This is a genomic window from Phytohabitans houttuyneae (assembly GCF_011764425.1).
GTDB classification, from domain to species: Bacteria; Actinomycetota; Actinomycetes; order Mycobacteriales; family Micromonosporaceae; genus Phytohabitans; species Phytohabitans houttuyneae.
On record NZ_BLPF01000004.1, the window covers coordinates 1 to 26,466 of the forward strand.

The window sequence follows — 26,466 nt, forward strand, 5'->3', positions numbered from 1 at the left end:
GCGCGCGCCGCGGCGCTGGACCACGTCTCCCGCCGCCTCGCCGAGCGGGCCGACGAGGTGGCACAGCTGATTACTGCGGAAAACGGCAAACCGCTCAAGTGGGCACGGGCCGAGGTGGGCCGCGGCGTCTCCACGTTTCGGTGGGCCGCCGAGGAGGCGCGCCGGTTCGCCGGTGAACTGCAGCGCCTGGACACGGACCCGGCGGCCGCGGGCCGGGTCGCGGTGGTGCGCCGCTTCGCGCGGGGACCGGTGCTCGGCATCAGCCCGTTCAACTTCCCGCTCAACCTCGTCGCCCACAAGGTCGCACCGGCCCTCGCCGTCGGCGCGCCGATCATCCTCAAGCCGGCCCCGGCCACCCCGCTGACCGCGCTGCTGCTGGGTTCGCTCCTGGCTGAGACGGACCTGCCGGCGGGCATGTTCTCGGTGCTGCCCGTGCCCAACGACCGGGCCGGCGCGCTGGTCGAGGACCCGCGGCTGCCGGTCGTGTCGTTCACCGGCTCGGGCCCGGTGGGGTACGCCATCCGCGACCGCGTGCCGTACAAGCACGTGACGCTGGAACTGGGCGGCAACGCGGCGGCCCTTGTCTGCGGCGATTGGTCATCGATCGAGGACCTGGACTGGGCCGCGCAGCGGGTCGCGCTCTTCTCCAACTACCAGGCCGGGCAGAGCTGCATCGCGGTACAGCGCGTCTTCGTGCACGAGTACCTCGAGGACGCCTTCGTCCCCCGCCTTGTAGCGGCCGTGGAGGCCCTGAAGACCGGCGACCCCTCCGACGAGTCCGTCGACGTCGGCCCGATGATCAACGAAGACGCCGCCAAGCGGGTGGAAGCCTGGGTCGACGAGGCCGTGGCCGCGGGCGCCACCCTCGCCGCCGGCGGCCGGCGCGACGGCGCCACCTTCCCGCCCACCGTGCTGACCGGCGTACCGGCCGGCGCCAAGGTGGTCACCGAGGAGGTCTTCGGCCCGGTGCTCGCCGTGGCCCGGGTGACCGACGACGCCGCCGGCTTCGCCGCGATCAACGACTCCGCGTTCGGCCTGCAGGCCGGCATCTTCACGCACAACCTGCAGACGGCCTTCACCGCCCACCGCACGCTCGAGGTGGGCGGCGTCATCATCGGCGACGTGCCGTCGTTCCGCGCCGACCAGATGCCCTACGGCGGCCTCAAGGGCAGCGGCGTCGGCCGCGAAGGGCTCCGCAGCGCCATGGACGACTACACCGAACCGCGCGTCATGGTCCTCACCGGCGTCGACCTCTAAAGATCAAGATCAAGAAAGGGGGCCACCGCGGTAGCTCGGAAAATGAAATGGATCAGCTCTTCAGGGCGGACGAGACGAGCGCCTGGCCCTCCTCCTGGAGCTGGGCCAGGTGGTCGTCGCCCTTGAAGGACTCGGCGTAGAGCTTGTAGACGTCTTCGGTGCCGGAGGGGCGGGCGGCCAGCCAGCCGGACTCCGTCACGATCTTCACGCCGCCGATCGCCGCGTTGTTGCCGGGCGCGTGCGAGAGGACGGCGGTGATCGGGTCGCCGGCCAGGTCGCTCGCCGTCACCTGGTCTGCGGAGAGCTTGGACAGCACGGCCTTCTCCTCGCGGCTGGCCGGCGCGTCGATCCGGGCGTACGCCGGGGCGCCGAACCGCTCGGTCAGCTCCGCGTACCGCTCGCTCGGCGACCGGCCGGTGACCGCGATGATCTCGGAGGCCAGCAGGCAGAGGATGATGCCGTCCTTGTCGGTGGTCCACACCGAGCCGTCGCGCCGCAGGAACGAGGCGCCCGCGCTCTCCTCGCCGCCGAAGCCCACGCTGCCGTCGACCAGGCCGTCGACAAACCACTTGAAGCCGACCGGCACCTCCATCAGCCGGCGGCCGAGGTCGGCGGCCACGCGGTCGATCATCGAGGAGGAGACAAGCGTCTTGCCCACGGAGGCGTCCGCGGCCCACTCCGGCCGGTTGCGGTAGAGGTAGTCGATCGCGACGGCCAGGTAGTGGTTGGGGTTCATCAGGCCGCCGTCGGGGGTGACGATGCCGTGGCGGTCGGCGTCCGCGTCGTTTCCGGTGGCCACCTGGTACGCGGTGCGCTGCTCGATAAGCGACGCCATCGCATAGGGGGACGAGCAGTCCATCCGGATCTTCCCGTCCCAGTCCAGCGTCATGAACCGCCACGTCGGGTCCACCAGAGGGTTGACCACCGTCAGGTCGAGGTCGTGGCGGCTGGCGATCTCGTCCCAGTACGCGACGCTCGCGCCGCCCAGCGGGTCGGCGCCGATCCGCACGCCGGCCGCGCGGATCGCGTCAAGGTCGACCACGCTTGGCAGGTCGGCGACGTACGTGCCGCAGAAGTCGTACCCCTCGGTCGTCCCGGCCGCCCGCGCCCGCGCGACGGTGACCCGCCGGACCTCCTTGAGCCCGCTCTCCAGCAGCGCGTTCGCCCGGTCCTCGATCACCTTGGTGACGTCGGTGCCGGCCGGACCGCCCGACGGCGGGTTGTACTTGAAGCCGCCGTCCGCCGGCGGGTTGTGTGACGGAGTGACGACCACACCGTCGGCCAGCCCGCTCGTCCGACCCCGGTTGTACGTGAGGATCGCGTGCGACACGGCCGGCGTCGGCGTGTAACCGTCGCGGCTGTCCAGCCGCACCCGCACGCCGTTTGCCGCGAAGACCTCCAGCGCCGACAGCATCGCGGGCTCGGAGAGCGCGTGCGTGTCGCGTGCCAGGTAGAGGGGGCCGTCGATGCCGTGCTCGGCCCGGTACTCGCAGATGGCCTGGCTCATCGCGACCACGTGGTCCTCGTTGAACGCGAGCTTGAGGCTGGACCCCCGATGTCCCGAGGTGCCGAAGGCGACCCGCTGCCCGGCCTCCGACACGTCCGGCTTCCCCGTGTAATAGGCGGACACGAGGTGGGGCACGTCGACGAGATCGCCGGGCTCGGCAACGCTACCGGCGCGAGGGTGAAGCCGGGCAGTATCGGACACGACGTATCCTCTCGGGAAGTTGGGAAGCGGTTTCGATCGTAGTCGCGTGGGAGGCTTCTGTTGGCGGGAGACATTCGAGTCGTGGCGTTCGACCTCGACGACACACTCGCCGTGTCGAAGTCTCAAATCGACGACCGCATGGCGAAGCTTCTCGCCCAGCTGCTGGCCCAGGTCGACGTGTGCGTCATCTCGGGCGGACGGTTCGAGCAGTTCGATACCCAGGTGCTGCGCCATCTGGACCTCGACACGGGCGTGCGTGAGCGGCTGCACCTGATGCCCACCTGCGGCACCCGCTACTACCGCTGGATCGACGGCGACTGGGGCCTGGTGTACGCCGAGGATCTCACCGAAGAGGCCAAGGACCGCATCGTGTCGGTGCTGGTCGAGGGGGCGAAGGCGCTCGGCATCTGGGAGCCCGAGCCGTGGGGCGAGATCATCGAAGACCGCGGCAGCCAGGTCACGTTCTCGGCGCTGGGGCAGCGTGCGCCGGTCGACGCCAAGTACTCGTGGGACCCGGACGGCGCCAAGAAGGCGGCGCTGCGCGACTACGCGGCCGCCCGCCTGCCCGACCTGGAGGTGCGCAGCGGCGGTTCGACGTCGGTCGACGTGACCAAGAAGGGCGTCGACAAGGCGTACGGGATGGGCCGGCTCATGCAGCACCTCGAGCTGTCCACCGACGAGGTGCTGTTCGTCGGCGACCGCCTCGACGAGGGTGGCAACGACTATCCCGTCAAGGCGATGGGTATCCGGTGCGTGGCGGTAACCCGCTGGCAGGACACCGCCGAGTACGTGGAGCGGCTGCTCACCACGCTGCCGGCCGCACTACCCGGCGACGTTTAGGATCATCGCAGCGTCCCGATGGATCGGCGTTGGTCGCGGGCCAGCGACCAACGCGGGACCACAGTGCTTGGAAGGAGCGTCCGGTGTCGCTGGACACGCAGTTGCTGGAGATCCTCGCGTGCCCGGACACGCATCACGCACCGCTGGAGTACGACGCCGCCGCCGAGACCCTGACCTGCACCGAGTGCGGGCGGATCTTCGAGGTGCGCGACGGTATCCCGGTGCTGCTGCTGGACGAGGCTCGCAACCCTGAGGGCGAGAAATGAGCGCTAGCGTGCGCGGCCGGCGCACTGTCGACGAAGCCCTGCTGGACGATCCGGCCGGGATGGCGGAAAACGACCCGGGCGGCATGCTGCGGGCCACCGCTTCCGCCGGTGCCCAGGTCCGCGAGTCGGCCGCCCTCGCCGCGGAGGCCAATCTCGCCGTGCTGAGCGACGAGGGCCGCCCCCGCGCCGTCGTGATCGCCGGCATCGGCACCGCCGGCCGCACCGGCGAGATCCTGGCGACGGTCGCCGGTCCACGCTGCCCCGTACCCGTGATCGCGCACCGCAGCGCCGGCGTGCCCGGCTGGGTCGGCGCCGCCGACGTGGTGATCGCGGTCAGCGCCTCCGGCCGCAGCCCCGAGGCGCTCGGCGCCGCCGAGGCCGCCTCCCGCCGGGGTGCCCGCCTGGTCGCCGTCGGCGCGCCCGACTCGCTGTTGCAGTCGGTGGCCGAGAGCGCGCGGGCGCCGTTCATCCCGGTGCCGCGGCGCGCGCCCGCCCGCGCGAGCCTGTGGGCACTGACCGTCCCGGTGCTGCTCGCCGCCCGTAGCTTCGGGCTGGTCAAGGTCAACGAGGCGGACCTGGCCGAGACCGCGGCCCGGCTCGACGCGGACGCCGACCGCTGCCGCCCGACGGCCGAGTCGTTCGTCAACCCCGCCAAGTCGCTCGCGCTCGGCCTTGCCGGCTCGGTGCCGATCGTGTGGGGCTCCTCGCCGCTGGCCGCCGTGGCCGCCCGGCGCTTCGCCGACACGATCTCGGCGAACGCCCGCTACCCCGTGGTCGCCGGCGCGCTCGGCGAGGCCGGCCGAGGCCGCGTGGGCCTGCTGGACGGCGTCTTCGGCGGGCTCGTCGAGTCGTCCCGCGACATCTTCGCCGACCCGGAGGAGGAGCAGGACGCGACCCGCCTGCGGGTCGTGCTGCTCCGCGACGGCGGCCTCGCCAACGAGGAGGAGGCCGACGAGCCGGTCGCGGTCGAAGAGAGGCGGGCCGACGCGATTCAGACGCTGGCCGAGCGCCGCGGCGTCCGCTGCGACGTGGTCACGGCCGAGGGTGGCTCCCCGCTGGAGCGGCTCGCCTCGCTGGTGGCCGTCCCCGACTTCGCCTCGATCTACCTCGCTCTCGCGCACGGCCTCGACCCCATGGCCGTGCCGGCCGTCACCGAGATGAAGGAGCTGAGCAACCCATGAGCGAGCGAATCATCAGGCGCAGCGTTTTCTGTGCCTCATGTCCGCCCGCAGCGAAGCGAGGGCGGGCATGAGCACCTCCGGCGGCACCAGGGCGATCATCGCCGCGCTGCTGGCCAACCTGGGCATCGCGGTCACCAAGTTCATCGCGTGGCTGCTGACCCAGTCGTCGTCGATGCTGGCCGAGTCGATCCACTCCGTGGCCGACTCCGGCAACCAGGCGCTGCTCCTGCTCGGCGGACGCCGGGCAAAGCGCGAGGCCACCCCGCAGCACCCCTTCGGCTTCGGCCGCGAGCGCTACATCTACGCGTTCATCGTGTCGATCGTGCTCTTCAGCCTCGGTGGCTGCTTCGCGCTGTACGAGGCGTACCACAAGTGGGGCCACCGCGACGAGGGCATCGACAGCTGGCAGTGGGTGCCGATCGTCGTGCTCTCGGCGGCCATCATCATGGAGTCGTTCTCGTTCCGTACGGCGATCGTCGAGTCCAACCACGTGCGTGGCAAGGCGTCCTGGGTGCACTTCGTGCGCCGCGCGCGGGCGCCTGAGCTGCCCGTGGTGCTGCTGGAAGACCTCGGCGCGCTGGTCGGCCTGATCTTCGCGCTCATCGGCGTCTCGATGACGCTGATCACCGGTGACGGCACCTGGGACGCGCTCGGCACCGCCGCGATCGGCATCCTGCTCGTCACCATCGCGATCGTGCTGGCTCTGGAGACCAAGAGCCTGCTCCTCGGCGAGGCCGCCACGCCGGAAGACCTAGCCAAGATCGAGGCGGCGATCGTCGCGGGCCGCGAGGTCGAGCGGATCATCCACATGAAGACCCTGCACCTCGGCCCGGAGGAGCTGCTCGTCGCGGCGAAGATCGCGGTGCGCGAGCACGAGACGGCGGAGGACATCGCCCGGCACATCAACTCCACCGAGGCCCGCATCCGCGAAGCCGTACCGATCGCCCGGGTGATCTACCTGGAGCCGGACATCTACCACGTCCCGGCAGAGCCGGCACCCGTCGCGAGCTGACCGTGCGGCTCCTCACCGGCCGCATCCGGCCGTACGCCTGGGGCTCGCGGACCGCGATCGCGCGGCTCCAGGGGCGGCCGGTGCCGAGTGAGGGGCCGGAGGCCGAGCTGTGGCTGGGCGCCCACCCGGGCGACCCGGCCACGGTCGACGGGACGAGCCTGACCGACCTGATCGCCGCCGAGCCCGAGCGGGTGCTCGGCGGCGCGGTCGTGGCGCGCTTCGGGCCGCGCCTGCCGTACCTGATGAAGCTGCTCGCCGCGGCCGCGCCGCTGTCGCTGCAGGCGCACCCGGACGCGGAGCAGGCCCGCGAGCGGTTCGCGGCCGGACACCCCAGCTACGTCGACGCGTACCACAAGCCCGAGATGCTCGTGGCGGTGTCGGATTTCGAGGCGCTGTGCGGGTTTCGTGACCCCGCGGCGTCCGCGGCCGAGCTGTCCACTCTGGACGCGCCCGCGCTCAAGCCGGTCCTTGCCGCACTCGCCGCCGGCGACCTGCGCGCCGCGATGGCCGACCTGATCGCATTGCCCTCCGCCGTGGTCGCGGAGGCCGCGGCGGCGCCCGACGCGCCCGACCTGGTCCGCCGGCTCGCCGCCGCCTATCCCGGCGATCCGGGGGTACTGGTGGCGCTGCTGCTCAACCACGTCACGCTCGCGCCCGGCGAGGCGATCTGGATGCCGGCCGGCAACCTGCACGCGTACCTCGAGGGGACCGGTGTGGAGATCATGGCGGCCAGCGACAACGTGTTGCGCGGCGGCCTCACGCCCAAGCACGTCGACGTCGCGGAGCTCCTGCGGGTGCTGCGCTTCGAGGTGCTGGCCGACCCGGTGGTACCCGCCGAGCCCGTGAGCCCGGGGATCGTCACGTGGCGCACGCCTGCGGCCGAGTTCACGCTGCACCGGGTGCGCCCGTCAGCCGGCGCCGTGGAGCTGGCGGTGACGGGGCCGCGGGTGGTGCTCTGCCTGGCGGGCGAGCTGGCCGTCGACGACGGCGCCGGCGCGGTGGAGCTGGCGACCGGACAGGCGGCGTTCGCGGCGGCCGGCTCCGGCGCGCTCACAATCTTTGGCGCCGGAGAGGCGTACGTCGCGTCGGTTCCGGCGTAGGTTCGACCTTGTAGCCCTCTGTGGGCCTGGCTTTTGTGGGCGGTTTCGGCCCCAAGCTGGGCGTTTGCGCCATCAGCACAGACGCACAGATCAAGAAATTTCCTGATTCACTTGACACCGCCATAGCGCAATGTAACGTTGGGACCACGCAGCGTTATCGCGACGAAGGTCCGAGTCACGCGCGGGGAACCAAACCGGGGGGATGCGCGGGGCGGTGGGAGTTGAGCGGAAAGCCCGCTCATGACCCGCCGCCCCGCGCGCTATTTGTGTGCCCGGTGCCGGTACCCGGGTCAAACGGCGGGCGGTCCGAGGCTTCTAGATGCCTTCGAGAGCGCCCGCGTATGGTGTGGGGTCGTTGCAACGAACGCGTTCGACAGGAGCTTTCATGACCAGCACTCTGCCGGCGCCGGACGCGTCGGCCTCGGCCCGCCCACGCACCGTCGCCGAAGGCGACTTCAAGGTTGCGGACCTGTCGTTGGCCGGGTTCGGTCGCAAGGAGATCCAGCTCGCGGAGCACGAGATGCCCGGGCTGATGGCGCTGCGGCGGGAGTACGCCGACGCCCAGCCCCTCGCGGGTGCCCGCATCACCGGCTCGCTGCACATGACGATCCAGACCGCGGTGCTCATCGAGACGCTGGTGGCGCTGGGTGCGGAGGTCCGCTGGGCCTCCTGCAACATCTTCTCCACCCAGGACCACGCCGCCGCGGCGATCGTCGTCGGACCCGACGGCACGCCCGACGCGCCTTCCGGCGTCCCGGTGTACGCGTGGAAGGGCGAGACCCTCGCCGAGTACTGGTGGTGCACCGAGCAGGTGCTGCTGTGGCCGGACGGCCAGGGTCCCAACATGATCCTGGACGACGGTGGTGACGCCACGCTGCTGGTGCACAAGGGCGCGGAGTTCGAGCAGGCCGGCGCGGTGCCGTCGCCGGAGACCGCGGACAGCGAGGAGTACGCGGTGATCCTCGGCGTGCTCCAGCGCTCGCTCACGGAGGACAACCGCCGCTGGAGCCGCGTCGCCGCCGGAATCAAGGGCGTGACCGAGGAGACCACCACCGGCGTTCACCGCCTGTACGAGATGCAGGCCGCCGGGAGCCTCCTCTTCCCGGCGATCAACGTCAACGACTCGGTGACCAAGAGCAAGTTCGACAACAAGTACGGCTGCCGCCACTCGCTCATCGACGGCATCAACCGCGCTACGGACGTGCTGATCGGCGGCAAGGTCGCGGTCGTCTGCGGGTACGGCGACGTGGGCAAGGGCTGCGCCGAGTCGCTGCGCGGCCAGGGCGCGCGGGTGATCGTGACCGAGATCGACCCGATCTGCGCGCTGCAGGCGGCGATGGACGGCTACCAGGTCGCGACGCTCGAAGACGTGGTGGAGACGGCCGACATCTTCATCACCGCGACCGGCTGCTTCGACGTGATCACCAACGAGCACATGGCGCGGATGAAGCACCAGGCGATCGTCGGCAACATCGGCCACTTCGACAACGAGATCGACATGGCCGGCCTCGCCAAGCGTGACGACGTCGAGCGGATCAACATCAAGCCGCAGGTCGACGAGTGGCGCTTCGCCGACGGCCACTCGATCATCGTGCTGTCCGAGGCCGCCTGCTGAACCTCGGCAACGCGACCGGCCACCCGTCGTTCGTGATGTCGAACTCGTTCTCCAACCAGACGATCGCGCAGATCGAGCTGTACTCGAAGACCGACCAGTACCCGATCGGCGTGTACACGCTGCCCAAGCACCTGGACGAGAAGGTTGCCCGCCTCCACCTCGACGCGCTCGGTGCCCGGCTGACCGAGCTGTCGAAGGAGCAGGCCTCGTACCTGGGCGTGCCGGTCGACGGCCCCTTCAAGTCGGACCACTACCGGTACTGAGCTTCTACTCGGCGTGCTGCCGGGTCGGCTGGATCTTCAGCCGGCCCGGTTGCTCTTTCGGGGCGGACCCAGGTCCACACGCAGTAGACGAGCCAGGTGACGGCCACGGCGGTGGCCAGGACACCGAGATGCAGGGCGTCGAGCAGCAGCACCACCGCGAGGACGGCCAGCCAGGGCAGGAGCACCTTCACGCCGGCAACGGTACTGGCAAGGGGCGTCCCGTGGACAAGGAGCGGCGGGCCGGTGTTTGCCGCCACCAGCCCGCCGTCCAGTCCCTGCGACCTCGATCAGAGCATGTGTTGGGCCTGCGGGCCCACAACCTGTACAAGTTCTGACTCGAGCAATCGGAGCCACCGCCGCTGCACGCTCTGGAGCGTCGTCACGATCGGGCGGCTCGGTGTCTCGTCGACCGGGATCAGCACCGCGTGGTCGCCGGGGAGAACCATCAGCCAGGCGACCACACGCCCGCCTGCGCCGTCCTCGTCGCGCCGGTAGAGGGCGAAGAGGCTCGGCTTTTCGTCAACGAACACCAAGCCGAGGCGCAACTGCCAGGGCAGCTCAGGAAGCTCGGGGACCAACGTCTGCTCGTCCAGCACGGCTGCCTCCCACGGTCTTGACCCCGACTTGGTGGCTGCGCGTCGACTCCGTTGTCGTCGTACATCCCAGGGTGCATGGTGCGGGTCACAGATGCAAGTGCATCTGATGCATGTTCGTTGCAACCTCGCTGCTCCACTTGCGTTACGGTATGCACGATGGCAGTGAAGCCAAGCCCGACCACCTTGCGGCGGCAGTTGGGCGCAGAGTTGCGTCGCCTGCGCGCCGATCGCACCGTGGCGGACGTGGCAGCTGAGCTCGGCTGGTCAGACTCCAAGCTGAGCCGCATCGAGACCGCCCACACGGGTGTCCGGCCAAAAGATCTGGACCGGCTGCTCGAGGCGTACGCCGTCGCTGAGGACGCCCGAGCACGAATCCGGGCGCTCGCGGGGCAGTCCCGGCAGCGAGCGTGGTGGGAGGCGTACGGTGACGTGCTGCCAAACGCCTACGAGACGTATATCGGCTTCGAAGCCGAAGCGGTCGGCATCTACAACTACGAGTGCCAGGTGGTGCCGGGGCTTCTGCAGACCGCCGAGTACGCCAGCGCGGTGATCCAGGCCGACGGCGTCTACGAGGACGACGAGGTCCACGGACAACGGGTCGCTGTCCGGATGGCGCGCCAAGCGGTCCTCACCCGTGATCCGCCACCGCAGCTGTCGGTCATCGTCGACGAAGCGGTGCTGCGCCGTCCAATCGGGGGTCCGGACGTCATGCGTCGCCAGCTGACGAGCCTTGTCGAGGCGAATGAGCGAAAGATGGTCACGGTGCAGGTGCTGCCTTTCGCGGCCGGTGCCCATCGCGCTCTGGCCGGAGCGTTCATCATTCTTGAATTCGCTCGCGACGGAGACTCTCCGCTGGTCTACAGCGAAGGCATGACCGGCGGCGTATTTCGCAGCCGGCCGGACGAGCTTCGAAACTATTGGATGAGTTTCGAGGCGCTACGGGCAGCCGCGCTCAACCCGAAGAAGTCGGTCGACTTCATCAGCGCGATTGTGCGCGGCGAAAATTGATTTAGAAGTTCACATTCCGAGAGAGGAAGTACCGGAGAATGCTGCCTGCGTTCAGTGGCGACGGGCTGCGCTGGTTCAAGAGCCGGCGAAGCTCGGGGAACGGTGCCTGCGTTGAGGTGGCCTACGTGGCGTCCGGCGGAATTGCCATGCGTGACTCCAAAGACCCTGAGGGCCCGATTCTTCAGTTCGAAGCCATGACGTGGCGGGACTTCGTCGGCTCCGTCCGAGCCGGCGAGTTCGACCGCTCAGCTTAGCGGCTACCACAGTTCGAGGTGGTCCTGACAAGACCACCTCGATCGTGTCCAGGATGCGCCGTGCAGCGATGAGTCCGGGGCGGGATGCGGCGCGAGTAGAAATCACTGAGTAGTCGAAGTGTGGGCGGCCGGTGCCTGCGCGAAGATGAGTCAATGTCGATGGCGGATAGGCGTCCGTGACTCGAAGAGTCGTAATGCTGTCGCCTTCTCATTCACAAATGCTTCGTGGCGAAGCTTCATCGCTGGTCTTCCGACGCGTGGGCGCCACACGCAATGATCTTGATTGAGTCCAAAGTGCCTGGTCGGGCGGTGCGCGTCACATGGTGCTGGCTTGACTTGGGGTGGCGAGACGAGGGAAGGTGTGGCTGCCCTAAGTTAGGGGCGCCTAAGGATCCGGAGTTACGCCATGGGCGACAACCCCCTGTTCGCGACGTACCTGATCGGCCTCCGCGAAGGGCTCGAGGCCACGCTGGTCGTCAGCATCCTCATCGCCTTCCTGGTCAAGTCGGACCGCCGCAACCGGCTGCCGTGGGTGGCGCTCGGCGTGACCGTGGCGGTGGCGCTCTCCATCGGCTTCGGGGCCCTGCTGACGTACACGCGGACCACGTTGCTCGCCGACTACCGCGACCGGGAGCTCTTCGAGGCCATCACCTCCGTGGCGGCGGTCTGCTTCGTGACCTGGATGATCTTCTGGATGCGCCGCGCCGCCCGGTCGATCGCGGGTGAGCTGCGCGAAGGGCTCGACCGCGCGATAGCCGTGGGTCCGCTCGCGGTGGCGCTGTTCGCGCTGCTTGCCGTCGTGCGCGAAGGGCTGGAGACGGCGCTGCTCTTCTTCGCCGCCGTGCAGGGCGCCGAGAGCGACACAGGTCCGCTCCTCGCGATCCTGGGCGGCATCCTCACCAGCATCGTGATCGGTGTGCTGCTCTACGCCAGCGCCGTCCGGATCAACCTCACCAAGTTCTTCACCTGGACCGGCGTGCTGCTGGTGCTGGTCGCGGCCGGCATCCTCAAGTACGGCGTGCACGACTTCCAGGAGGCCGACGTCCTGCCCGGCCTCAACAACCTCGCGTACGACATCACCGGCACGCTCGACCCGTCGTCGTGGTACGCCGCGCTGCTCGCCGGCATGTTCAACATCACCCCGGCGCCCACCGTGCTGGAGGTCGTGGCCTGGCTCGCGTACGCGGTACCCGTGCTGGTGCTCTTCCTCATCCCCGGACGGCGGCGGCCGTCGCCGCCAAGGCCGACCACCGACAGCCCGGCGCCCGCCGCGTCGCAGGCAGCTTGACCGCAAGGAGAACCGCACGATGCGTACCCCTAGAGTCCTCGCCCTCGCCGCGGCCGGCGTCCTGGCCGGCGGCGCGCTCGCGGCCTGTTCCGACGACGCCGGGTCGGGTGGCGACGCGGCCGCCGGCGGCCCGATTCCGGTCAATGCCACGGACAGCGCGTGTGAGGTCGCCACGACCGATGTGGACGCCGGGACGGTGACCTTCAAGGTCACCAACAAGGGCGTCAAGGTCACCGAGTTCTACGTGTATGCCCAGGGTGACCGCGTGATGGGCGAGGTGGAGAACATCGCGCCGGGCCTCAGCCGCGAGCTGCACGTCGAGCTGCCGGCCGGCACGTACGAGACGGCGTGCAAGCCGGGCATGGTGGGCAAGGGCATCCGCGGCGCGCTCAAGGTCAAGGGCTCGGCCGCGCCGCTCACCGCCGACGCCGCGCTGGCGGCGGCCACCGAGAGCTACCAGCGGTACGTGAAGAGCCAGACCGCCGCGCTGCTGGAGAAGACGCAGGAGTTCGTGACCGCGGTCAAGGCGGGCGACGCCGCGAAAGCCAAGGAGCTCTTCCCGGTGGCGCGCACGTACTGGGAGCGGATCGAGCCGGTCGCGGAGATCTTCGGCGACCTCGACCCCAAGATTGACGGCCGCGAGGAGGTCATCGAGGAGGGCATGGAGTTCACCGGGTTCCACCGGATCGAAAAGGACCTGTGGCAGACCGGTGACATCTCCAAGTCCGGCCCGATGGCCGACCGGCTGATGACCGACATCAACGAGATCGTGGCCAAGGCGAACGCCGAGAAGCTCTCCCCGCTCCAGCTCGCCAACGGCGCCAAGGAACTCCTCGACGAGGTGGCCACCGGCAAGATCACGGGCGAGGAGGACCGCTACTCGCACACCGACCTGTGGGACTTCAACGCGAACGTCGAAGGCTCCAAGGCGGCCATCGCCTCGCTCCGCCCGGTGCTGGAGGAGCGGGCCCCCGACCTGGTCAAGCAGCTCGACGCCGAGTTCGCCAACGTCGACACCGCGCTGTCCAAGCACCGCGCCGGTGACGGTTGGAAGCTGCACAACCAGCTCACCCAGGATGAGCTGAAGGAACTGTCCGACTCGATCAACGCGCTGGCCGAGCCCATCAGCAAGGTGGCCGCGGTCGTCGCCAAGTGAGAGGGGTGACGTGGTGAACCGGCGTAGAGCCATCGCCCTCGCGGGCTTCGGGGTGGTCGGCGCGGGTGCGGCCGCGGGTGCCGCCGCGCTGCTGCGGGAGGACCACCCGGCCACCGCGGGCACGTCGGGCGCGGTCGACTTCTACGGGGAGCGGCAGGCCGGCATCGTGACGCCGGCGCAGGATCGGCTGCACTTCGTGGCGTTCGACGTGGTGACGAAGGACCGCGCCCGGCTGGTCGAGATGCTGCGGGAGTGGACCGAGGCGGCCGCGCGGATGACCGCGGGCAAGGACGCGGGGCTGATCGGCGCGGTCGACGGCATCCCCGAGGCGCCGCCGGACGACACGGGTGAGGCGCTGGGGCTGCCGCCGTCCGGGCTCACGCTGACGGTCGGCTTCGGTCCTTCGCTCTTCCGCAACGCGGATGGCGTCGACCGCTTCGGACTCGCGGCCCAGCGCCCGGCCGCGCTGGCCGACCTGCCGCGCTTCCCCGGCGACGCGCTGGACGCGAAGATCTCCGGCGGCGACCTGTGCGTCCAGGCGTGCGCCAACGACCCGCAGGTGGCCGTGCACGCGATCCGCAACCTCGCCCGCATCGGCTTCGGCACGGTCAGCGTGCGGTGGTCGCAGCTCGGCTTCGGGCGTACCTCCTCGACCTCCACCAGCCAGGCCACGCCGCGCAACCTCTTCGGCTTCAAGGACGGCACCGCCAACCTCAAGGCCGAGGAGGAGGCGCTGCTCCGCGAACACCTGTGGGTGCAGCCGGGTGACGGACCGTCCTGGATGGAGGGTGGTTCGTACGCGGTCACCCGCAAGATCCGGATGCTCATCGAGACCTGGGACCGCACCTCGCTCGTGGAGCAGGAGGCGATCGTCGGGCGGGCCAAGGGCACGGGAGCGCCGCTGGGCCTCAAGGACGAGTTCGACGAGCTGGACTTCGCTGTCAAGGGCGCCGACGGCGCGCCCGCCATCGGGGAGGTGGCGCACGTCCGGCTCGCCCACCCGGACCACAACAACGGCGCCCGCCTGCTGCGGCGCGGCTACAACTTCGTCGACGGCTCGGACGGGCTGGGCAGGCTCAACGCGGGGCTGTTCTTCATCTCGTACCAGAGGGACCCGCACAAGCAGTTCGTGCCCGTGCAGATGGCGCTGGCCCGCAACGACGTGATGAACGAGTACATCCGGCACGTCTCCAGTGGCCTTTTCGCCTGCCCGGCCGGCGTGCGGGAAAAGGGCGACTTCTGGGGGCGCGCGCTCTTCGGCTGAGGCTCAGTCGGGCGTTGCCTGGCGCAGCGTGCTGGCGACCGGCGGGCGGCGCATGCCGGTCCAGTCCGGCTGCTCGGCGGTCGGACCCAGCCACGGCGGGCGCGGCCAGGCGTGGCTCGGCCATTCGTGCGGCGCGCCCGGCGGCACCGGCACCGGCGGCCGGGTGAGCAGCGTCGCCGGCCGGGACGGCACCGCGAGCCCCGGCCAGAGCGCCGCGGTGGCCGCGCGGGCGCGGGCGAGGCGGTGGGCTGCCCGGCGGTGACGCTCGGCGAGCACGGCCGCGAGGTACGCCCAGCCCGGCACGCCCGGCGGCGGTGGCGGTGTGGTGCGCGCCAGGATCTCGGCGGCGAGCGACTGCCCGAGGCGGCTGCGCTCCGGCTCGGACAGGCCGTGGCCGCGGGCCAGGAAGTGCCGCACGGCAAGCGCGAGGTCGTCGTCGAGCCCGGTCAGGTCGAGTGTGGACGCCCAGCCGGCCAGCGGCGGCGGCATGCCCGGCACCCAGCCCCACGCGGCGGGCGTGCGATCGTGGATCACCATCGTGCCGGCCGCCAGGTCGCCGAGGCGCTTGCCGCGCGGGTTGGCCAGCATCGTGGCGAGGCTGGCGACCCACGTGACCAGCGGCAGGACGAGGCCCGGCCACTCCACCGCGACGCCGACGAGGCTGCGGGTGAGCGCGTGGCGGAAGCGCACCGGCCCGCCGTCGTCCCGCACGACCCGGAGGCCGACCGCGAGCTTGCCGACGGTGCGCCCGCCGTTGAACGTCTCGCAGAGCGTCGGATAACCCACGAGCACGAGCACCGCACCGAGAGTGAACAGCGCCCCCTCCAACGCCGCGTCGACCACCGGCGCCGTGGACAGCACCATCGCCGCGATGACCAGCAGCGCGACGGCGAGCATCAGCTGGACGGCGATGTCGACCAGCAGCGCGAGGACCCGGGAACCGACCCGGGCCACGCGTACCTCGACCTCGACCGCCTCGCCACTGACGAGGACGCCCGCGGCGCCCGACGGGGCGTGGACTTGCGCGCTCACCCGACAAGTGAACACCATGTCGGGCGTGGACCTCGACGCGTACGTCGCCGAGCACGACGCCGAGTGGCGGAGGCTGGAGCAACTGTCCCGCGGCCGGCGACTGAGCGCGGCCGAGGTGGACGAGCTCGTGGCGCTCTACCAGCGGGCCGCCACGCACCTGTCGGTGGTCCGCAGCCGCTCGCCCGACCCGGCGCTCGTGGCACGACTGTCGCGGCTCGTGCTCGCCGCCCGCGCCACCATCACCGGCGGCAGCCGCCTCTCCTGGCGGGAGGTCGGCCGGTACTTCACCGAGGGCTTCCCACTCGCCGTCTACCGCGCCTGGCCGTGGTGGTCCGGCGTCGCGGTGTCGTTCACCCTGCTCACCGGCTTTCTCATGTGGTGGGTGGCCGGCCACCCGGAGAGCGCTGCGGCCTTCATCGGCGAGGACGCCGCAGAAGACCTTGTGGCGTCCGAGTTCGCCGGCTACTACACGGAGTTCCTGCCCCCAACCTTCGCGTTCCACCTGTGGACACACAACGCCTGGCTGGCCGCACAGTGCCTGGCCTCCGGCGTCCTGATCGTGCCCGTCCTCTGGCTGCTGTGGAACAACGCCCTCAACATCGGCGTGGTCGGCGGCGTGATGATCTCCTACGGCCGCGGCGACCTCTTCTTCAGCCTGATCACGCCGCACGGCCTGCTGGAGCTGACCGGCATCTACGTGGCAGCCGGCGTCGGCCTGCGCATCGGGTGGTCATGGATCGCGCCAGGCCCCAACCGCACCCGCGGCCGCGCCGTGGTCGACGCCGCCCGCGACGGCATGCTCGTGGCAGTCGGCCTCGTCGGCCTCTTCGCGGTCTCGGCCGTGATCGAGGCATTCGTCACCCCGTCGCCCCTGCCAGCCGTTTTCCGCATCGGCATCGGCGCCGCGGTCTGGCTGGCCTTCCTCGGCTACGTGGTGATCCTCGGCAGCGCGGCCAGGGCGCGCGAGCGGGAACGCGCCGCCCAGGCGACGTAGCGAATCCGGCCGCGGGAGTTTCCGGAGCTGGGCGCAGCAATGCGTCCGCTGGCCGCGGCCTGGCTGGAATCGGCCGCCCAAAGGGGCGATTTCGACAGATTTGAGCTACCGCGATGTCCGCGGTGGTCCGGACCGTTGCTCCCGCGGCCTCACCCTCCGCGGTGGCACAACCCCTGCGCCTGCCCGCTTGGCCTGCGGGGGTGGCAGCGGAGGTCGGGGTTTCGGCGAGCGCTGGCGAGCCGCCGGCCGGAGCGGTGCCCGCGGGAGCATGCGGTCCGCAGGTGGCGCGGACCGGGGTATATCAGCCGCCTAGAGTTTGCCGGCCTGTTTGAGCGCCAGGTAGGTGTCGGCGACGCGTGAGGCGAAGGTGTCGATCGGCGCGTCGAGCACCTCCACGCCGTGGCGGGTCAGGGCGTTGCGGACGCGGTCGCGTTCGTTGAGGGTGCGGAGCGCGGCGGCGGCCAGGTATGGGTCGCCCTGTGCTTCGGCGAGTAGCGGGTCGTGTACGGCCGCGACCAGCACCTTGTGGCGGGTGGCCAGGCGGGGGAGGACCGGCAGGAGGCCGTCGCCCAGGGCGCCTGGCTCCAGGGCGGTGAAGAGGACGACCAGCGCGCGCTTGCGTTCGCGCCGGAGGACCTCGCCTACCACCAGCTCGAAGTCGGTCTCCACAAGGGACGGTTGGAGGGGCGCCAGCGCGTTGACCAGGCGGGGCAGCAGCACGTGGCGGCCGCCTGAGACGGTGGCGCGTACGGCGGTGTCGACGGCCAGCAGGTCGACCTGGTCACCGGCGCGTAGGGCCAGTGCGGCGAGCAGGAGTGCGGCGTCGATGGCCGCGTCGAGGCGGGGTTCGGCGCCGGCCAGCACCGCGGAGGTGCGGCCGGTGTCGAGTACGCACACCACGCGCCGGTCGCGCTCCGGGCGCCACGTGCGTACGAGCACGTCGGAGCGGCGTGCGCTGGCCCGCCAGTCGATGGAGCGCACGTCGTCGCCGATGACGTACTCGCGGAGGGCGTCGAACTCGGTGCCCTGCCCGCGTCCCCGGGTGACCGTCGAGCCCTCGAGCGTGCGCAGGCGGGCCGTCTTCTCGGGCAGGAAGCGCCGCGAGTCGAAGCGCGGCAGCACGCGGAGTGTCCACTGTGGTGTCGCGGGGCGGCCGGCGCGCTGGCGGAAGGCGAGGCGCAGCGGTCCGTACGAGCGGAGGGTCAGCCGCACCGCCGGCCGGTCGCCGCGGCGGCTCGGCGTCAGCGAGGTCTCCAGCGTCACCGCGCTGCCCGGCTCCACCACAACCTCGTGCGTGGCGGGAGTGGCGCCGGCCGAGGGGACCCAGGCGTCGCGGATGTCGGCGTGCAGCACGCGCTGCGAGCGGTTTGCCACCCGCAGCGAAACCGTGGCGGTCTCGCCCGAGCGAACCGTCCGCGCGCCCTCGCGGCTCACCTCGACCTCGCGGAGCGGGGCGGCGAGCATGAAGTCCACGGTGGACAGTACGAGGATGCCTCCGGCGAGCACCGCCAGCCCCAGCCACGGCGACGGCCACAGCGGGAGCGTCGCGGCGGCGAGGGCCATCAGCAGGGCGGCGCGGCCGGTGACCATCAGCGTGGCGTCGGCACTGTCGCGAGCACAGAGTCGAGCACCGCGTCCGCGGTCACGCCTTCGAGCTCGGCCTCCGGCCGCAGGCGCACCCGGTGGCGCAGCGTGGCCCGGGCGACCGCCTTGATGTCGTCGGGGGTGACGTAGTCGCGCCCCGCCAGCCAGGCCCACGCCTTCGCGGTGACCAGCAGCGCGGTGCCGCCGCGAGGGGAGGCGCCCAACTCCAGCGAGGGTGAGGTGCGGGTGCCCCGGCAGAGGTCCACGATGTACGCCATCACCTGGTCGGCCACACCCACCCGCTGCACGCTGGCCCGCCCGGCGGCGAGGTCGGCGGCGGTGGCGACCCGCTGTACGCCGGCCGCCTTCAGGTCACGCGGGTCGAAGCCGGAGTGGTGCGCGCGCAGTACGCCGATCTCCTCGTCGCGGGTGGGCAGCGGCACGCTCAGCTTGAGCAGGAAGCGGTCGAGCTGCGCCTCCGGCAGCGGGTACGTGCCCTCGTACTCGATCGGATTTTGGGTGGCCGCCACGATGAACGGCTCGGGCAGCGGCCGGGGCATGCCGTCGACGGATACCTGGCGCTCCTCCATCACTTCGAGCAGGGCGGACTGGGTCTTCGGCGGCGTGCGGTTGATCTCGTCGGCGAGCAGGAGGTTGGTGAACACCGGACCGGTGCGGAACTCGAACACCGCGCTGCGCGGGTCGTAGACCGGCGAGCCGGTGACGTCGCCCGGCATCAGGTCGGGGGTGAACTGCAGCCGCTTGGCGTCCAGGTCGAGAGCCGCGGCGATCGTGCGTACCAGCAGCGTCTTGGCCACGCCAGGCACGCCCTCCAGCAGCACGTGGCCGCGGCACAACAGGGCGATCACCAGGCCGGTCACGATGGCGTCCTGACCGACCACCGCCTTGGCCACCTCGGCGCGCAGCCGGTGCAGGGCGGCGCGGGGATCGTCGGATCCCGCGGGAAGGGTCACCGTGCTCTCCTTACGGCATCGACAAGCGCGTCCAGGTCGGCCTGGAGGCGCCGGAGGTCATCGTCGCTTTCCGGGGTGGGACCGTCCAGCAGGCCCTCGACCTGCTCCCGGTCCAGCCCGGTCGCCGCGGCGGTCGCGTCCACGAGCGACACCTCGGCGGTGGGGGTGAGCAGCTGCGCGAGCCGGTCCCGCGCGGCCGCCCGGAGCAGGTCCGCGGTCGGCCCGCGCGCCTTCGCCCGCCGGTAGAGGCGGCCCCGGCCGTGCACCGTCTCCGCCGCCCGCACGGTAACCGGCAGGGGCTCGGTCACCGGCGGGCCGAGCCGGCGGGCCCGCCACAGCGCCAGCAGTACCACGGCGAGCGCGAGCTGGATCAGCAACGCCCAGAACCACTGTGGAAACGCGTCCCACAGCGGGTTTTCGCTGTCTTCGTCCGACGCCGAGGAGCTGCTCGACTCATCGCCCGACGAGCCGCCGGAGCTGGACTCGTCGCCCTCGCCGCCGCGCGAGCCCTCGCCTTCGCCGTCGGCCTCGCCGGAACCGCCGCGGGGGTCGGTGCCCAGCGACGGTGGCACGCCGCTGGACGAGCCGGGCTCGTCGGTGACGCCCGGCGGCGGCTCCAGCTTGTGCAGGTCGAGCCAGACCACGCGGGGGCGCGTCGCGAGCAGGCCGGTGGCGAGCGCCGCGTTGCCGTGCTCGCCGATCCGGTCGTTGCGGAACGGGTCGCTCGCGCCGATCACCACGAGGTCGGCCCGCTGCAGGTCAAGCTGCACGACGCCGGCGCCGTAGCAGCGGATGCCCTCGCCTTTGTACCGCTGGCGCAGCGCCGCCGCGGTACCGGCCTCACGCGCCTCCTGCACCGCGCAGCCGGGCGGCACGGCCCGAGCCGCCCAGCGCCGGCCACCCGGTGCGAGCGGGATCGCGGCGTCTTCCAGCACCTGGCGTGCCGGGTCGACAAGCACGATGCGGGTGCTCGGTGGCATGAGGCGCAGCATGTCGAGGTAGTCGGGGTGCACCACCCGCGGCACGGGGACGAAGAGGGTGGCGTCGCCCTCGTACGCCGAGACGAGCGCGTCGGAGGTGCGGGTCTCCCGCTCCACCTGCACGCCCCGGGCGGCCAGCGCCTCGGCGAGCCTCCGCGCGCCGATGCCGTCGCCGCTGACCGGGCTGAGGAACGCGGGGTCGCCGGGGTCGGGCTCGTTCACCGCGTACGTCACACCGGTCACGGTGAAGATCAGCACCACCACGCCCAGCGGGATCGCAAACCGGTGCCACCGCCTCATGACAGCGCCCGGTGCATCTGGTCGGCCAGCTCCCGCATCCGCGCGTCGTGCTGCGCGCCGGCGGGGTGCTCCGCGTACCACACCTCGGAGAAGACGCCGCCGGCGGCGCGCAGCGGCGCGTCGACGACCGGCTTGGCCCGCGCCGCCGCGCCGGCCAGCTCGGTGACAGTCCACCCTGGACGGTGCTCGACCACCTGCCGTTCGATCAGCTCGCGCACCATGGCCCGGAGCCGTTCGCGGACCGCCTCGGCGTACCGCCCCTCGGACGCGAACCGGTCGGCGAGCGAGACGAACGCGACCACCGGCAGGTCGGGCAGCTCGTCGCCGATGCCCTCGGCCGCCGGACGGACCGGCTCCTGCGTGGTGTCCCGCTTGCGGCGGCGGAACGGCCAGCGAAAGCGCGGCCGCCGCAGGCGAATCCGGGGCATGCGCAGCTGGGGGAAACGGCGCGGGACCCAGTGCGGCCACCAGTACCAGCCGGCACCGATCAGCGCCGCGGCCACGAGCAGGCCGAGGGCCGCCAAGGGCAGGGGCACCACATCGCCGAACGCCGCCACGGCCTCGGTCCACCACCGGCTCAACGGACCACTCCCAGCAGGGCCGGGCTGACCTGGCCGCGACGGGCGGCACGGGAGAGCAGGATGTCCAGGCCCTCGGTGCGCATGCGGGTCTCCAGGTGCAGCGCCGCGTCGAGGCAGGCGAGCGTCGGGTACGCCACGGTGTTGACAAGGAGCCAGGCGAGCGCGCTCATCGGCGCGGTCCACTCCGCCTCGCCGAGGCTGAGCGCGTCGAGCGCCGCGTACCCGCCGAGGCCGAGGGCGACCCGGATGGCGAGCCAGGCCAGGTATCCCAGCGTGCGGATGCCGGCGGCGCGCAGGCCGGCCCGGCAGGCGAGCTTCGTCGAGCGCCACAGCGCCCGGCCGGGCCCGAGCCGGTCGAGCACCACGGCGGGCGCGGCGAGGCCGAACAGCGCGTACACCACGAACCAGGCCGGCCCGACGAGGGCCGCGACGAACATCGAGGCCCCGGCCACGAGCGCGACCACCGCCACCGCGCCGAAGCGGCCGCCACGGGGGTTGAGCAGCTGCCGGGCCGTCGGCCGGTGGCCGAGCAGGTCGGCGCCGGCCGCGCGGGCGGTCAGCCCGCCGAGCAGCGCGATGATCGTGACCTCGGTGGCCGCGCCGACCGCGAGCAGGAGCCAGAAGAGCTCGACGTGCCGCAGCTGGGGAAAATCGGGCAGGTAGGCCGGGGGCTCCACGCCGGCGAGCAGGCGCAGCGGGGCGAGGAGGGCTTGCTCGATCGCCGCGAGCACCACCGCAACGGGCAGTAGCGCCCGCCCGTGCACGCGCAGCAGCGACACCGCGGCGTCGAGCAGCTCGCCGACGGTGAGCGGGCGCAGCGGCAGCAGCACTGCGCCATCCTGGCACGGGTCGGCTACCCCGGCGAACCCGTAGTGTTTCCGCCGCTAGATCGCCCGATTTGTCATAACCCCTGGTGAGGGCGGTCCCATGGATCGGACGCGAGGTGGAATATTGAACGCATGAGGGCACGGGTACTGGTTGTCGACGACGATCCTGCGCTGGCCGAGATGCTCGGCATCGTCCTGCGCAGTGAGGGCTTTCTGCCGTCCTTCGTCGCCGACGGTGAGCGGGCACTGGCCGCCTTCCGGGAAAACCGCCCCGACATCGTGCTGCTCGACCTGATGCTGCCGGGGATGAGCGGCATCGATGTGTGTCGGTCCATCCGCGGCGAGTCCGGCATCCCGATCGTGATGTTGACGGCCAAGAGCGACACCGTCGACGTGGTCCTCGGCCTGGAGTCCGGTGCCGACGACTACGTGGTCAAGCCGTTCAAGCCCAAGGAGCTCGTGGCCCGGATGCGGGCCCGCCTGCGCCGGGGCGAGGACGCGGCGCCCGAGCTGCTGACGATCGGCCCACCCGGCAACCAGATCACGATCGACGTGCCGGCGCACACGGTGAGCCGCGACGGCGAAGAGGTCAAGCTCACGCCGCTGGAGTTCGACCTGCTTGTCGCGCTGGCCCGCAAGCCGCGCCAGGTGTTCACCCGCGAGGTGCTCCTGGAGCAGGTGTGGGGCTACCGCCACGCGGCCGACACCCGCCTGGTCAACGTGCACGTCCAGCGCCTGCGCGCCAAGATCGAGCCGGATCCTGAGCGGCCGGAGATCATCCTGACCGTCCGCGGCGTGGGCTACAAGGCGGGCACCGGATAGCCTGGTGGCGCCGTGGCTGTCGATACACGCTCCGTAACCGCGCTGGGTGCGCGGGCGCTGGCCGCTGCCCACGAGCTGTGGCGACGAGCCGCGCGGCGGGGGGCGGTGGTGGCCGGGCCACTGCACCACACCTGGCGGCGTTCGCTCCACTTCCGCGTGGTGGCGATCACGCTGGTGACGTCGAGCCTGCTGGTGAGCTCGTTCGCCTACCTGGTGGCCACCCAGAGCACCAACATCCTGCTCGAGCGCACCAAAAACGCGGCGGCCAAGCAGCTGCAGGTCGACACCGACTACGCGGCTGAGCAGCTGGGCGGCTACAGCCAGGAGTTCGACCAGCAGGTGCAGACCAGCATGAGAAACATCGCCAGCTACCTCTCCCGGGGCGGCCCGGACCAGGGCGGCGCGATCGTCGTGCTCACCGCGAGCAGGTTCGTCAACCTGGACACCGCGCAGACGTTCGACGCCACCCCGCTGATCAGCGAAGACCTCGCCCGCAGCGTGGGCGGTGAGCGCCGGGTCTCCTCACAGATCCGCACGCACGACTTCGGGGCGGGCCCGACCAAGTACCTGGTGACCGGATCGCCGGTGCCCACAGGCTTCGGGCAGGTCGAGCTCTACTACATCGTTCCGCTGAAGACCGAAGACCAGACCGCCGGGCAGATCCGCACGATGGTGCTGCTCACCGGCGCCGCGCTGGTCATCCTGCTCGGCGTGCTCTCCGCGCTCGTCACCCGGCTTGTGGTGCGGCCGGTGCGGGTGGCCGCCCGGACAGCGCAGCGCCTCTCCGCCGGCCTGCTCGACCAGCGGATGGCCGTGCACGGTGAGGACGACCTCGCGCTGCTCGCCGCCTCGTTCAACCAGATGGCGACAAACCTCCAGCGCCAGATCGTGCGGCTGGAGGAGATGTCCCGGCTGCAGCGGCGGTTCACCTCGGACGTCTCCCACGAGCTGCGCACACCGCTGACGACGGTACGGATGGCCGCCGATCTGATCTTCGCGGAGCGCGACGAGTTCGACCCGGCGGTCGCCCGGGCCGCTGAGCTGCTGCAGGCCGAGCTCGACCGGTTCGAGGGCCTGCTCACCGACCTGCTGGAGATCAGCCGCTTCGACGCCGGCTTCGCCATGCTCGACGCCGAGCCCACCGATCTTGTGCCGGTGGTGCGCCGGGTCGTCGAGCGGCTCGACGGGGTCAGCGCGCGAGCGGGCGTGCCGGTCGAGCTGAAGGTCCCGGAAAACGCGGTGATCGCCGAGGTTGACCCGCGCCGGGTCGAGCGGATTCTGCGCAACCTCGTCGGCAACGCGGTCGAGCACAGCGAGGGCCGCCCGGTCTCGGTGGCGCTGGGCGCCGACGAGTCCGCCGTCGCGGTGACCGTGCGGGATCACGGCATCGGCCTGCGCCCGGGAGAGGAAAAGCTTGTGTTCAACCGGTTCTGGCGCGCCGATCCGTCCCGGGCCCGGCAGACCGGCGGCACCGGCCTGGGCCTGTCGATCAGTCTTGAGGACGCGCGACTGCACGGCGGCTGGCTGGAGGCGTGGGGCGCGCCGGGCCAGGGTGCCCAGTTCCGGCTGACGCTGCCCGTGCGGGCCGGCGACCGGTTGACCTCCTCACCGCTGCGGCTCGTGCCGGCGGACGCGGTCCCCGGGCACGCCGTCGAGACGCACTCCGCGAGCCTGGAGGTGACCGCGTGAGGAGGCGTGCCTTCCTGGCCGCCGCCGCGGTGGCCGTGACCGTCGGCGTGACCGGGTGCGGGATACCCGACGAGAGCAAGGTAAGCGACATCGGCCCCGGCCCCGAGTTCGGTGAGGCGAGGACCGGTGGCGCGGGCGCTGGCCCGCCGGCGCGCGAGTCCGCGACCACCAAGGAAATGTTCGTGACCAACTTCCTGGCCGCGGTGGCCGGTGAGCCGAACAAGCGGGCGGAACGCTTCCTGTCGTACATGACGGAGAGTGCCCGTCCCGACAAGGTCGACGCCGACGCCGGGGTCAACTTGGTCCGCCTGCGCAAGCCGCCGGTCTTCACCGAGCTGGAGCAGGGGAGCTGGCGGGTCACGATCGATGTTGTACAGGTCGGCGTGCTCGACGAGCGGGGCACCGTCGCGCAGGCGGACCTCAAGAGGACCAGCTACGACTTCGAGATCGCGATCCAGAGTTCGGAGTCGGGCACGGACTCGTACATCGTGACCAAGGCGCCCGTGGACCCCATGCTGATGAGCACCGAGGCACTGGAGCTGTACTTCACGCCGCGCACCCTCTACTTCTGGAGCAAGGACGGGGCGACCCTCCTGCCCGACGAGCGCTACATGCCGAAGGAGCTCGACGAAGGGCTACGGCCCACCCGGATCGTCGAGTGGGTGGTGGCCGGTGCCTCCGCATGGCTCGAGCCGGCGGTCAGCCAGCTCAGCGACAAGGCGCGAAACAACCAGAACGTCCCCTACCCGAAGGACCAGCTCGAGGTCGCGCTGAACGCCGCGGCGGCGGAGCAGACGAATGGTGCCGAAGGCGGCGACGTGGTGCCCAAGCTGGGCCGCCAGCTGTTGTGGTCGTTGCGACCGTATGTCAAAACGGGCCTCCGGCTCTCCATCGACGGCGGGCGGAGCCTGATCTTCCTCAAGGACGACGAGTTCTACGGCGCCAACGCCGCTAACCGCGTGCCCGAAGGGCCGGAGCAGGAGGACGCGCAGCCGGAGCGGTTCGCGTTGCTCGACGGAAAGATCCATCGGCTGCGGGAGTCGCCGGGTGGCGGCGTCCAGCAGCTGCCGCGGATGCTCCTCTCCAACGGCGTCAACGAGGGCATTCTGCAAGCCGCGCTGGCCCGCGAGGACGGCACGGAGGGCCTGCGCACCTCCGCGGCGCTGGTGTTCCAGCAGAACGGGGAGTACAAGCTGCGGCTGGTCAGCGCCGTCGGCGACGGCGCCAACCCGGCGGCGGAGACCGAAGGGTTCGCGTCGATGGGCCGGCCGGTCTGGCTCAAGGCCTCCCTGGACGACGGGATCGGGCTCGTGGTGGCCAACAAGCGCTTGTACCAGTTCACGGTGAAGGGGGCATGACACCGGTCGACCTGTCGAGCGTGGTTGGGGAGATCACCGACGTGAGCGCGGCGGCGGACGGGCGGCGGATCGCCGTCGTGGCCAAGGGCCGGGTGTACACGCTCACCCTCATCCGCGACGAGGACAAGGTCGCGGTGGAGACCGCGCGCCTCGTACCGACCACTGTGCGAGATGTGTCCGCTGTCGACTGGAGTGAGGAGACGAAGCTCGTCGTGGCGGGCACAGGCCTGGACGACAAGCCGGCCGTCTGGGAGGTCAGCATCGACGGCGCCGTCGAAAAGTCGCAGTTCAGCGATACCGGCGGCAAGCTGCAGCACCTTGTCGCGTACCCCGACGACCCGGTTTCGGCGAGCGTCTCGTCGACGGTGATGTACTCCCGCGATGGTGCGGCTTTCGACCTCGCCGGTGACAAACCGGGCATCGAGGCCAGCGACGTGATGGGCGCCGAAGGCGAGGTCGACCTTTCCCGCGTGACCGCGCCGTTCTTCCTGCTGGACTGAGCGTGGCCGGCTGGGCG

Annotated in this window: 26 protein-coding genes and 1 pseudogene; 18 read left to right on the top strand and 9 right to left on the bottom strand. The window is 71.2% G+C overall.

Translation table 11 applies throughout. The features are described from left to right. Nucleotides 1–1,257, top strand: a 1,257-nt coding sequence (locus tag Phou_RS42470) for an aldehyde dehydrogenase family protein (RefSeq protein ID WP_173069240.1), incomplete at its 5' end; no start/stop codon positions are given. Nucleotides 1,258–1,309: 52 nt separating this feature from the next. Here Phou_RS42470 and pgm read toward each other — a convergent pair. Then, entirely contained in the window at nt 1,310–2,965 is a 1,656-nt protein-coding gene (gene pgm, locus Phou_RS42475; RefSeq protein WP_173069243.1) for a phosphoglucomutase (alpha-D-glucose-1,6-bisphosphate-dependent), read from the bottom strand. Between the two features lie 81 nt (nt 2,966–3,046). On the opposite strand from pgm, the gene Phou_RS42480 reads away from it, so the two are divergent. The 6 genes and pseudogenes from Phou_RS42480 (at nt 3,047) to ahcY (ending at nt 9,242) form a co-directional block, all read left to right on the top strand. Then, entirely contained in the window at nt 3,047–3,805 is a 759-nt protein-coding gene (locus tag Phou_RS42480) for an HAD-IIB family hydrolase (RefSeq protein WP_246274463.1), read from the top strand. 83 nt (nt 3,806–3,888) lie between these two features. Then, nucleotides 3,889–4,071 (top strand): Trm112 family protein, encoded by a 183-nt coding sequence (locus tag Phou_RS42485; protein ID WP_173069250.1) that lies wholly within the window; start codon nt 3,889–3,891, stop codon nt 4,069–4,071. Further along, nucleotides 4,068–5,252, top strand: a complete 1,185-nt coding sequence (locus Phou_RS42490) for an SIS domain-containing protein (protein WP_173069254.1) — start codon at nt 4,068–4,070, stop codon at nt 5,250–5,252. The genes Phou_RS42485 and Phou_RS42490 overlap by 4 nt, the downstream gene beginning before the upstream one ends. 67 nt (nt 5,253–5,319) lie before the next feature. Further along, a complete protein-coding gene (locus tag Phou_RS42495) occupies nt 5,320–6,264 on the top strand; it encodes a cation diffusion facilitator family transporter (RefSeq protein ID WP_173069257.1) in 945 nt (314 codons plus the stop codon). A gap of 2 nt (nt 6,265–6,266) precedes the next feature. Then, nucleotides 6,267–7,364 carry a mannose-6-phosphate isomerase, class I gene (gene manA / locus Phou_RS42500; protein WP_173069260.1) on the top strand — a complete coding sequence of 366 codons (1,098 nt, stop codon included), beginning with the start codon at nt 6,267–6,269 and terminating at the stop codon, nt 7,362–7,364. A gap of 385 nt (nt 7,365–7,749) precedes the next feature. Continuing rightward, nucleotides 7,750–9,242, top strand: a pseudogene (gene ahcY, locus Phou_RS42505) (adenosylhomocysteinase). Here ahcY and Phou_RS42510 read toward each other — a convergent pair. Together Phou_RS42510 and Phou_RS42515 are read right to left on the bottom strand one after the other, a co-directional pair. Beyond that, entirely contained in the window at nt 9,230–9,433 is a 204-nt protein-coding gene (locus Phou_RS42510; RefSeq protein WP_173069263.1) for a hypothetical protein, read from the bottom strand. The pseudogene ahcY and the gene Phou_RS42510 overlap by 13 nt on opposite strands. Before the next feature lie 96 nt (nt 9,434–9,529). Next, nucleotides 9,530–9,838, bottom strand: coding sequence for a hypothetical protein (locus Phou_RS42515; protein WP_173069265.1), 309 nt, complete (start codon nt 9,836–9,838; stop codon nt 9,530–9,532). 156 nt (nt 9,839–9,994) lie between these two features. On the opposite strand from Phou_RS42515, the gene Phou_RS42520 reads away from it, so the two are divergent. From Phou_RS42520 to efeB, 6 genes are all read left to right on the top strand, one after another. Next, entirely contained in the window at nt 9,995–10,846 is an 852-nt protein-coding gene (locus Phou_RS42520) for a helix-turn-helix domain-containing protein (protein WP_173069268.1), read from the top strand. A 38-nt stretch (nt 10,847–10,884) separates the two neighbouring features. Beyond that, nucleotides 10,885–11,100, top strand: coding sequence for a DUF397 domain-containing protein (locus tag Phou_RS42525; RefSeq protein WP_173069272.1), 216 nt, complete (start codon nt 10,885–10,887; stop codon nt 11,098–11,100). A 118-nt stretch (nt 11,101–11,218) separates the two neighbouring features. Then, nucleotides 11,219–11,377 carry a DUF397 domain-containing protein gene (locus tag Phou_RS55890; RefSeq protein WP_173069275.1) on the top strand — a complete coding sequence of 53 codons (159 nt, stop codon included), beginning with the start codon at nt 11,219–11,221 and terminating at the stop codon, nt 11,375–11,377. Between the two features lie 129 nt (nt 11,378–11,506). After that, the gene (efeU, locus tag Phou_RS42535) at nt 11,507–12,388 is read left to right on the top strand and encodes an iron uptake transporter permease EfeU (protein WP_371872266.1); all 882 of its coding nucleotides are present in this window, start codon (nt 11,507–11,509) and stop codon (nt 12,386–12,388) included. 19 nt (nt 12,389–12,407) lie between these two features. Then, nucleotides 12,408–13,544 carry an iron uptake system protein EfeO gene (efeO, locus tag Phou_RS42540; protein WP_173069278.1) on the top strand — a complete coding sequence of 379 codons (1,137 nt, stop codon included), beginning with the start codon at nt 12,408–12,410 and terminating at the stop codon, nt 13,542–13,544. 13 nt (nt 13,545–13,557) lie between these two features. Then, nucleotides 13,558–14,808: an iron uptake transporter deferrochelatase/peroxidase subunit gene (gene efeB / locus Phou_RS42545; protein ID WP_173069282.1), complete on the top strand. Its 1,251-nt coding sequence runs from the start codon at nt 13,558–13,560 to the stop codon at nt 14,806–14,808. A 3-nt stretch (nt 14,809–14,811) separates the two neighbouring features. Here the strand turns inward: efeB and Phou_RS42550 are convergent, their stop codons facing one another. Beyond that, nucleotides 14,812–15,840 carry an RDD family protein gene (locus Phou_RS42550; RefSeq protein WP_246274465.1) on the bottom strand — a complete coding sequence of 343 codons (1,029 nt, stop codon included), beginning with the start codon at nt 15,838–15,840 and terminating at the stop codon, nt 14,812–14,814. 25 nt (nt 15,841–15,865) lie between these two features. On the opposite strand from Phou_RS42550, the gene Phou_RS42555 reads away from it, so the two are divergent. After that, the gene (locus tag Phou_RS42555) at nt 15,866–16,834 is read left to right on the top strand and encodes a stage II sporulation protein M (protein ID WP_173069289.1); all 969 of its coding nucleotides are present in this window, start codon (nt 15,866–15,868) and stop codon (nt 16,832–16,834) included. 309 nt (nt 16,835–17,143) lie between these two features. On the opposite strand, the gene Phou_RS42560 is transcribed toward Phou_RS42555, so the two are convergent. Genes Phou_RS42560 through Phou_RS42580 form a run of 5 tightly spaced genes read right to left on the bottom strand, consistent with a single transcriptional unit; the run spans nt 17,144 to nt 22,083 of the window. After that, nucleotides 17,144–18,424 (bottom strand): DUF58 domain-containing protein, encoded by a 1,281-nt coding sequence (locus tag Phou_RS42560; RefSeq protein WP_173069292.1) that lies wholly within the window; start codon nt 18,422–18,424, stop codon nt 17,144–17,146. Then, entirely contained in the window at nt 18,424–19,392 is a 969-nt protein-coding gene (locus Phou_RS42565; protein WP_173069295.1) for an AAA family ATPase, read from the bottom strand. The genes Phou_RS42560 and Phou_RS42565 overlap by 1 nt, the downstream gene beginning before the upstream one ends. Then, nucleotides 19,389–20,672: a DUF4350 domain-containing protein gene (locus Phou_RS42570; protein WP_173069298.1), complete on the bottom strand. Its 1,284-nt coding sequence runs from the start codon at nt 20,670–20,672 to the stop codon at nt 19,389–19,391. The genes Phou_RS42565 and Phou_RS42570 overlap by 4 nt, the downstream gene beginning before the upstream one ends. Then, nucleotides 20,669–21,253 carry a DUF4129 domain-containing protein gene (locus Phou_RS42575; protein ID WP_173069301.1) on the bottom strand — a complete coding sequence of 195 codons (585 nt, stop codon included), beginning with the start codon at nt 21,251–21,253 and terminating at the stop codon, nt 20,669–20,671. Before Phou_RS42575 ends, Phou_RS42570 begins: the two co-directional genes overlap by 4 nt. Then, nucleotides 21,250–22,083, bottom strand: a complete 834-nt coding sequence (locus tag Phou_RS42580; protein WP_173069305.1) for a hypothetical protein — start codon at nt 22,081–22,083, stop codon at nt 21,250–21,252. The genes Phou_RS42575 and Phou_RS42580 overlap by 4 nt, the downstream gene beginning before the upstream one ends. A gap of 129 nt (nt 22,084–22,212) precedes the next feature. Here Phou_RS42580 and mtrA point away from each other — a divergent pair, with 129 nt between their 5' ends. Genes mtrA through Phou_RS42600 form a run of 4 tightly spaced genes read left to right on the top strand, consistent with a single transcriptional unit; the run spans nt 22,213 to nt 26,449 of the window. Next, nucleotides 22,213–22,902, top strand: coding sequence for an MtrAB system response regulator MtrA (mtrA, locus tag Phou_RS42585; protein ID WP_173069308.1), 690 nt, complete (start codon nt 22,213–22,215; stop codon nt 22,900–22,902). A 57-nt stretch (nt 22,903–22,959) separates the two neighbouring features. Then, the gene (mtrB, locus tag Phou_RS42590; protein ID WP_371872278.1) at nt 22,960–24,591 is read left to right on the top strand and encodes an MtrAB system histidine kinase MtrB; all 1,632 of its coding nucleotides are present in this window, start codon (nt 22,960–22,962) and stop codon (nt 24,589–24,591) included. Further along, on the top strand, nt 24,588–25,949 hold the full coding sequence (locus tag Phou_RS42595; protein ID WP_173069314.1) for a hypothetical protein: 1,362 nt from the start codon (nt 24,588–24,590) through the stop codon (nt 25,947–25,949). Before mtrB ends, Phou_RS42595 begins: the two co-directional genes overlap by 4 nt. Continuing rightward, entirely contained in the window at nt 25,946–26,449 is a 504-nt protein-coding gene (locus Phou_RS42600) for an LpqB family beta-propeller domain-containing protein (RefSeq protein ID WP_173069317.1), read from the top strand. Before Phou_RS42595 ends, Phou_RS42600 begins: the two co-directional genes overlap by 4 nt. Nucleotides 26,450–26,466 lie beyond the last annotated feature (17 nt).

Excerpts from the sequence above, each read along its gene's own strand:
- Phou_RS42490 (WP_173069254.1), top strand. The coding sequence starts at position 4,068 with ATGAGCGCTAGCGTGCGCGGCCGGCGCACTGTCGACGAAGCCCTGCTG.
- Phou_RS42495 (WP_173069257.1), top strand. The coding sequence starts at position 5,320 with ATGAGCACCTCCGGCGGCACCAGGGCGATCATCGCCGCGCTGCTGGCC.
- Phou_RS42520 (WP_173069268.1), top strand. The coding sequence starts at position 9,995 with ATGGCAGTGAAGCCAAGCCCGACCACCTTGCGGCGGCAGTTGGGCGCA.
- Phou_RS42525 (WP_173069272.1), top strand. The coding sequence starts at position 10,885 with ATGCTGCCTGCGTTCAGTGGCGACGGGCTGCGCTGGTTCAAGAGCCGG.
- efeU (WP_371872266.1), top strand. The coding sequence starts at position 11,507 with ATGGGCGACAACCCCCTGTTCGCGACGTACCTGATCGGCCTCCGCGAA.
- efeO (WP_173069278.1), top strand. The coding sequence starts at position 12,408 with ATGCGTACCCCTAGAGTCCTCGCCCTCGCCGCGGCCGGCGTCCTGGCC.
- Phou_RS42560 (WP_173069292.1), bottom strand. The coding sequence starts at position 18,424 with ATGGTCACCGGCCGCGCCGCCCTGCTGATGGCCCTCGCCGCCGCGACG.
- Phou_RS42570 (WP_173069298.1), bottom strand. The coding sequence starts at position 20,672 with ATGAGGCGGTGGCACCGGTTTGCGATCCCGCTGGGCGTGGTGGTGCTG.
- mtrA (WP_173069308.1), top strand. The coding sequence starts at position 22,213 with ATGAGGGCACGGGTACTGGTTGTCGACGACGATCCTGCGCTGGCCGAG.
- Phou_RS42600 (WP_173069317.1), top strand. The coding sequence starts at position 25,946 with ATGACACCGGTCGACCTGTCGAGCGTGGTTGGGGAGATCACCGACGTG.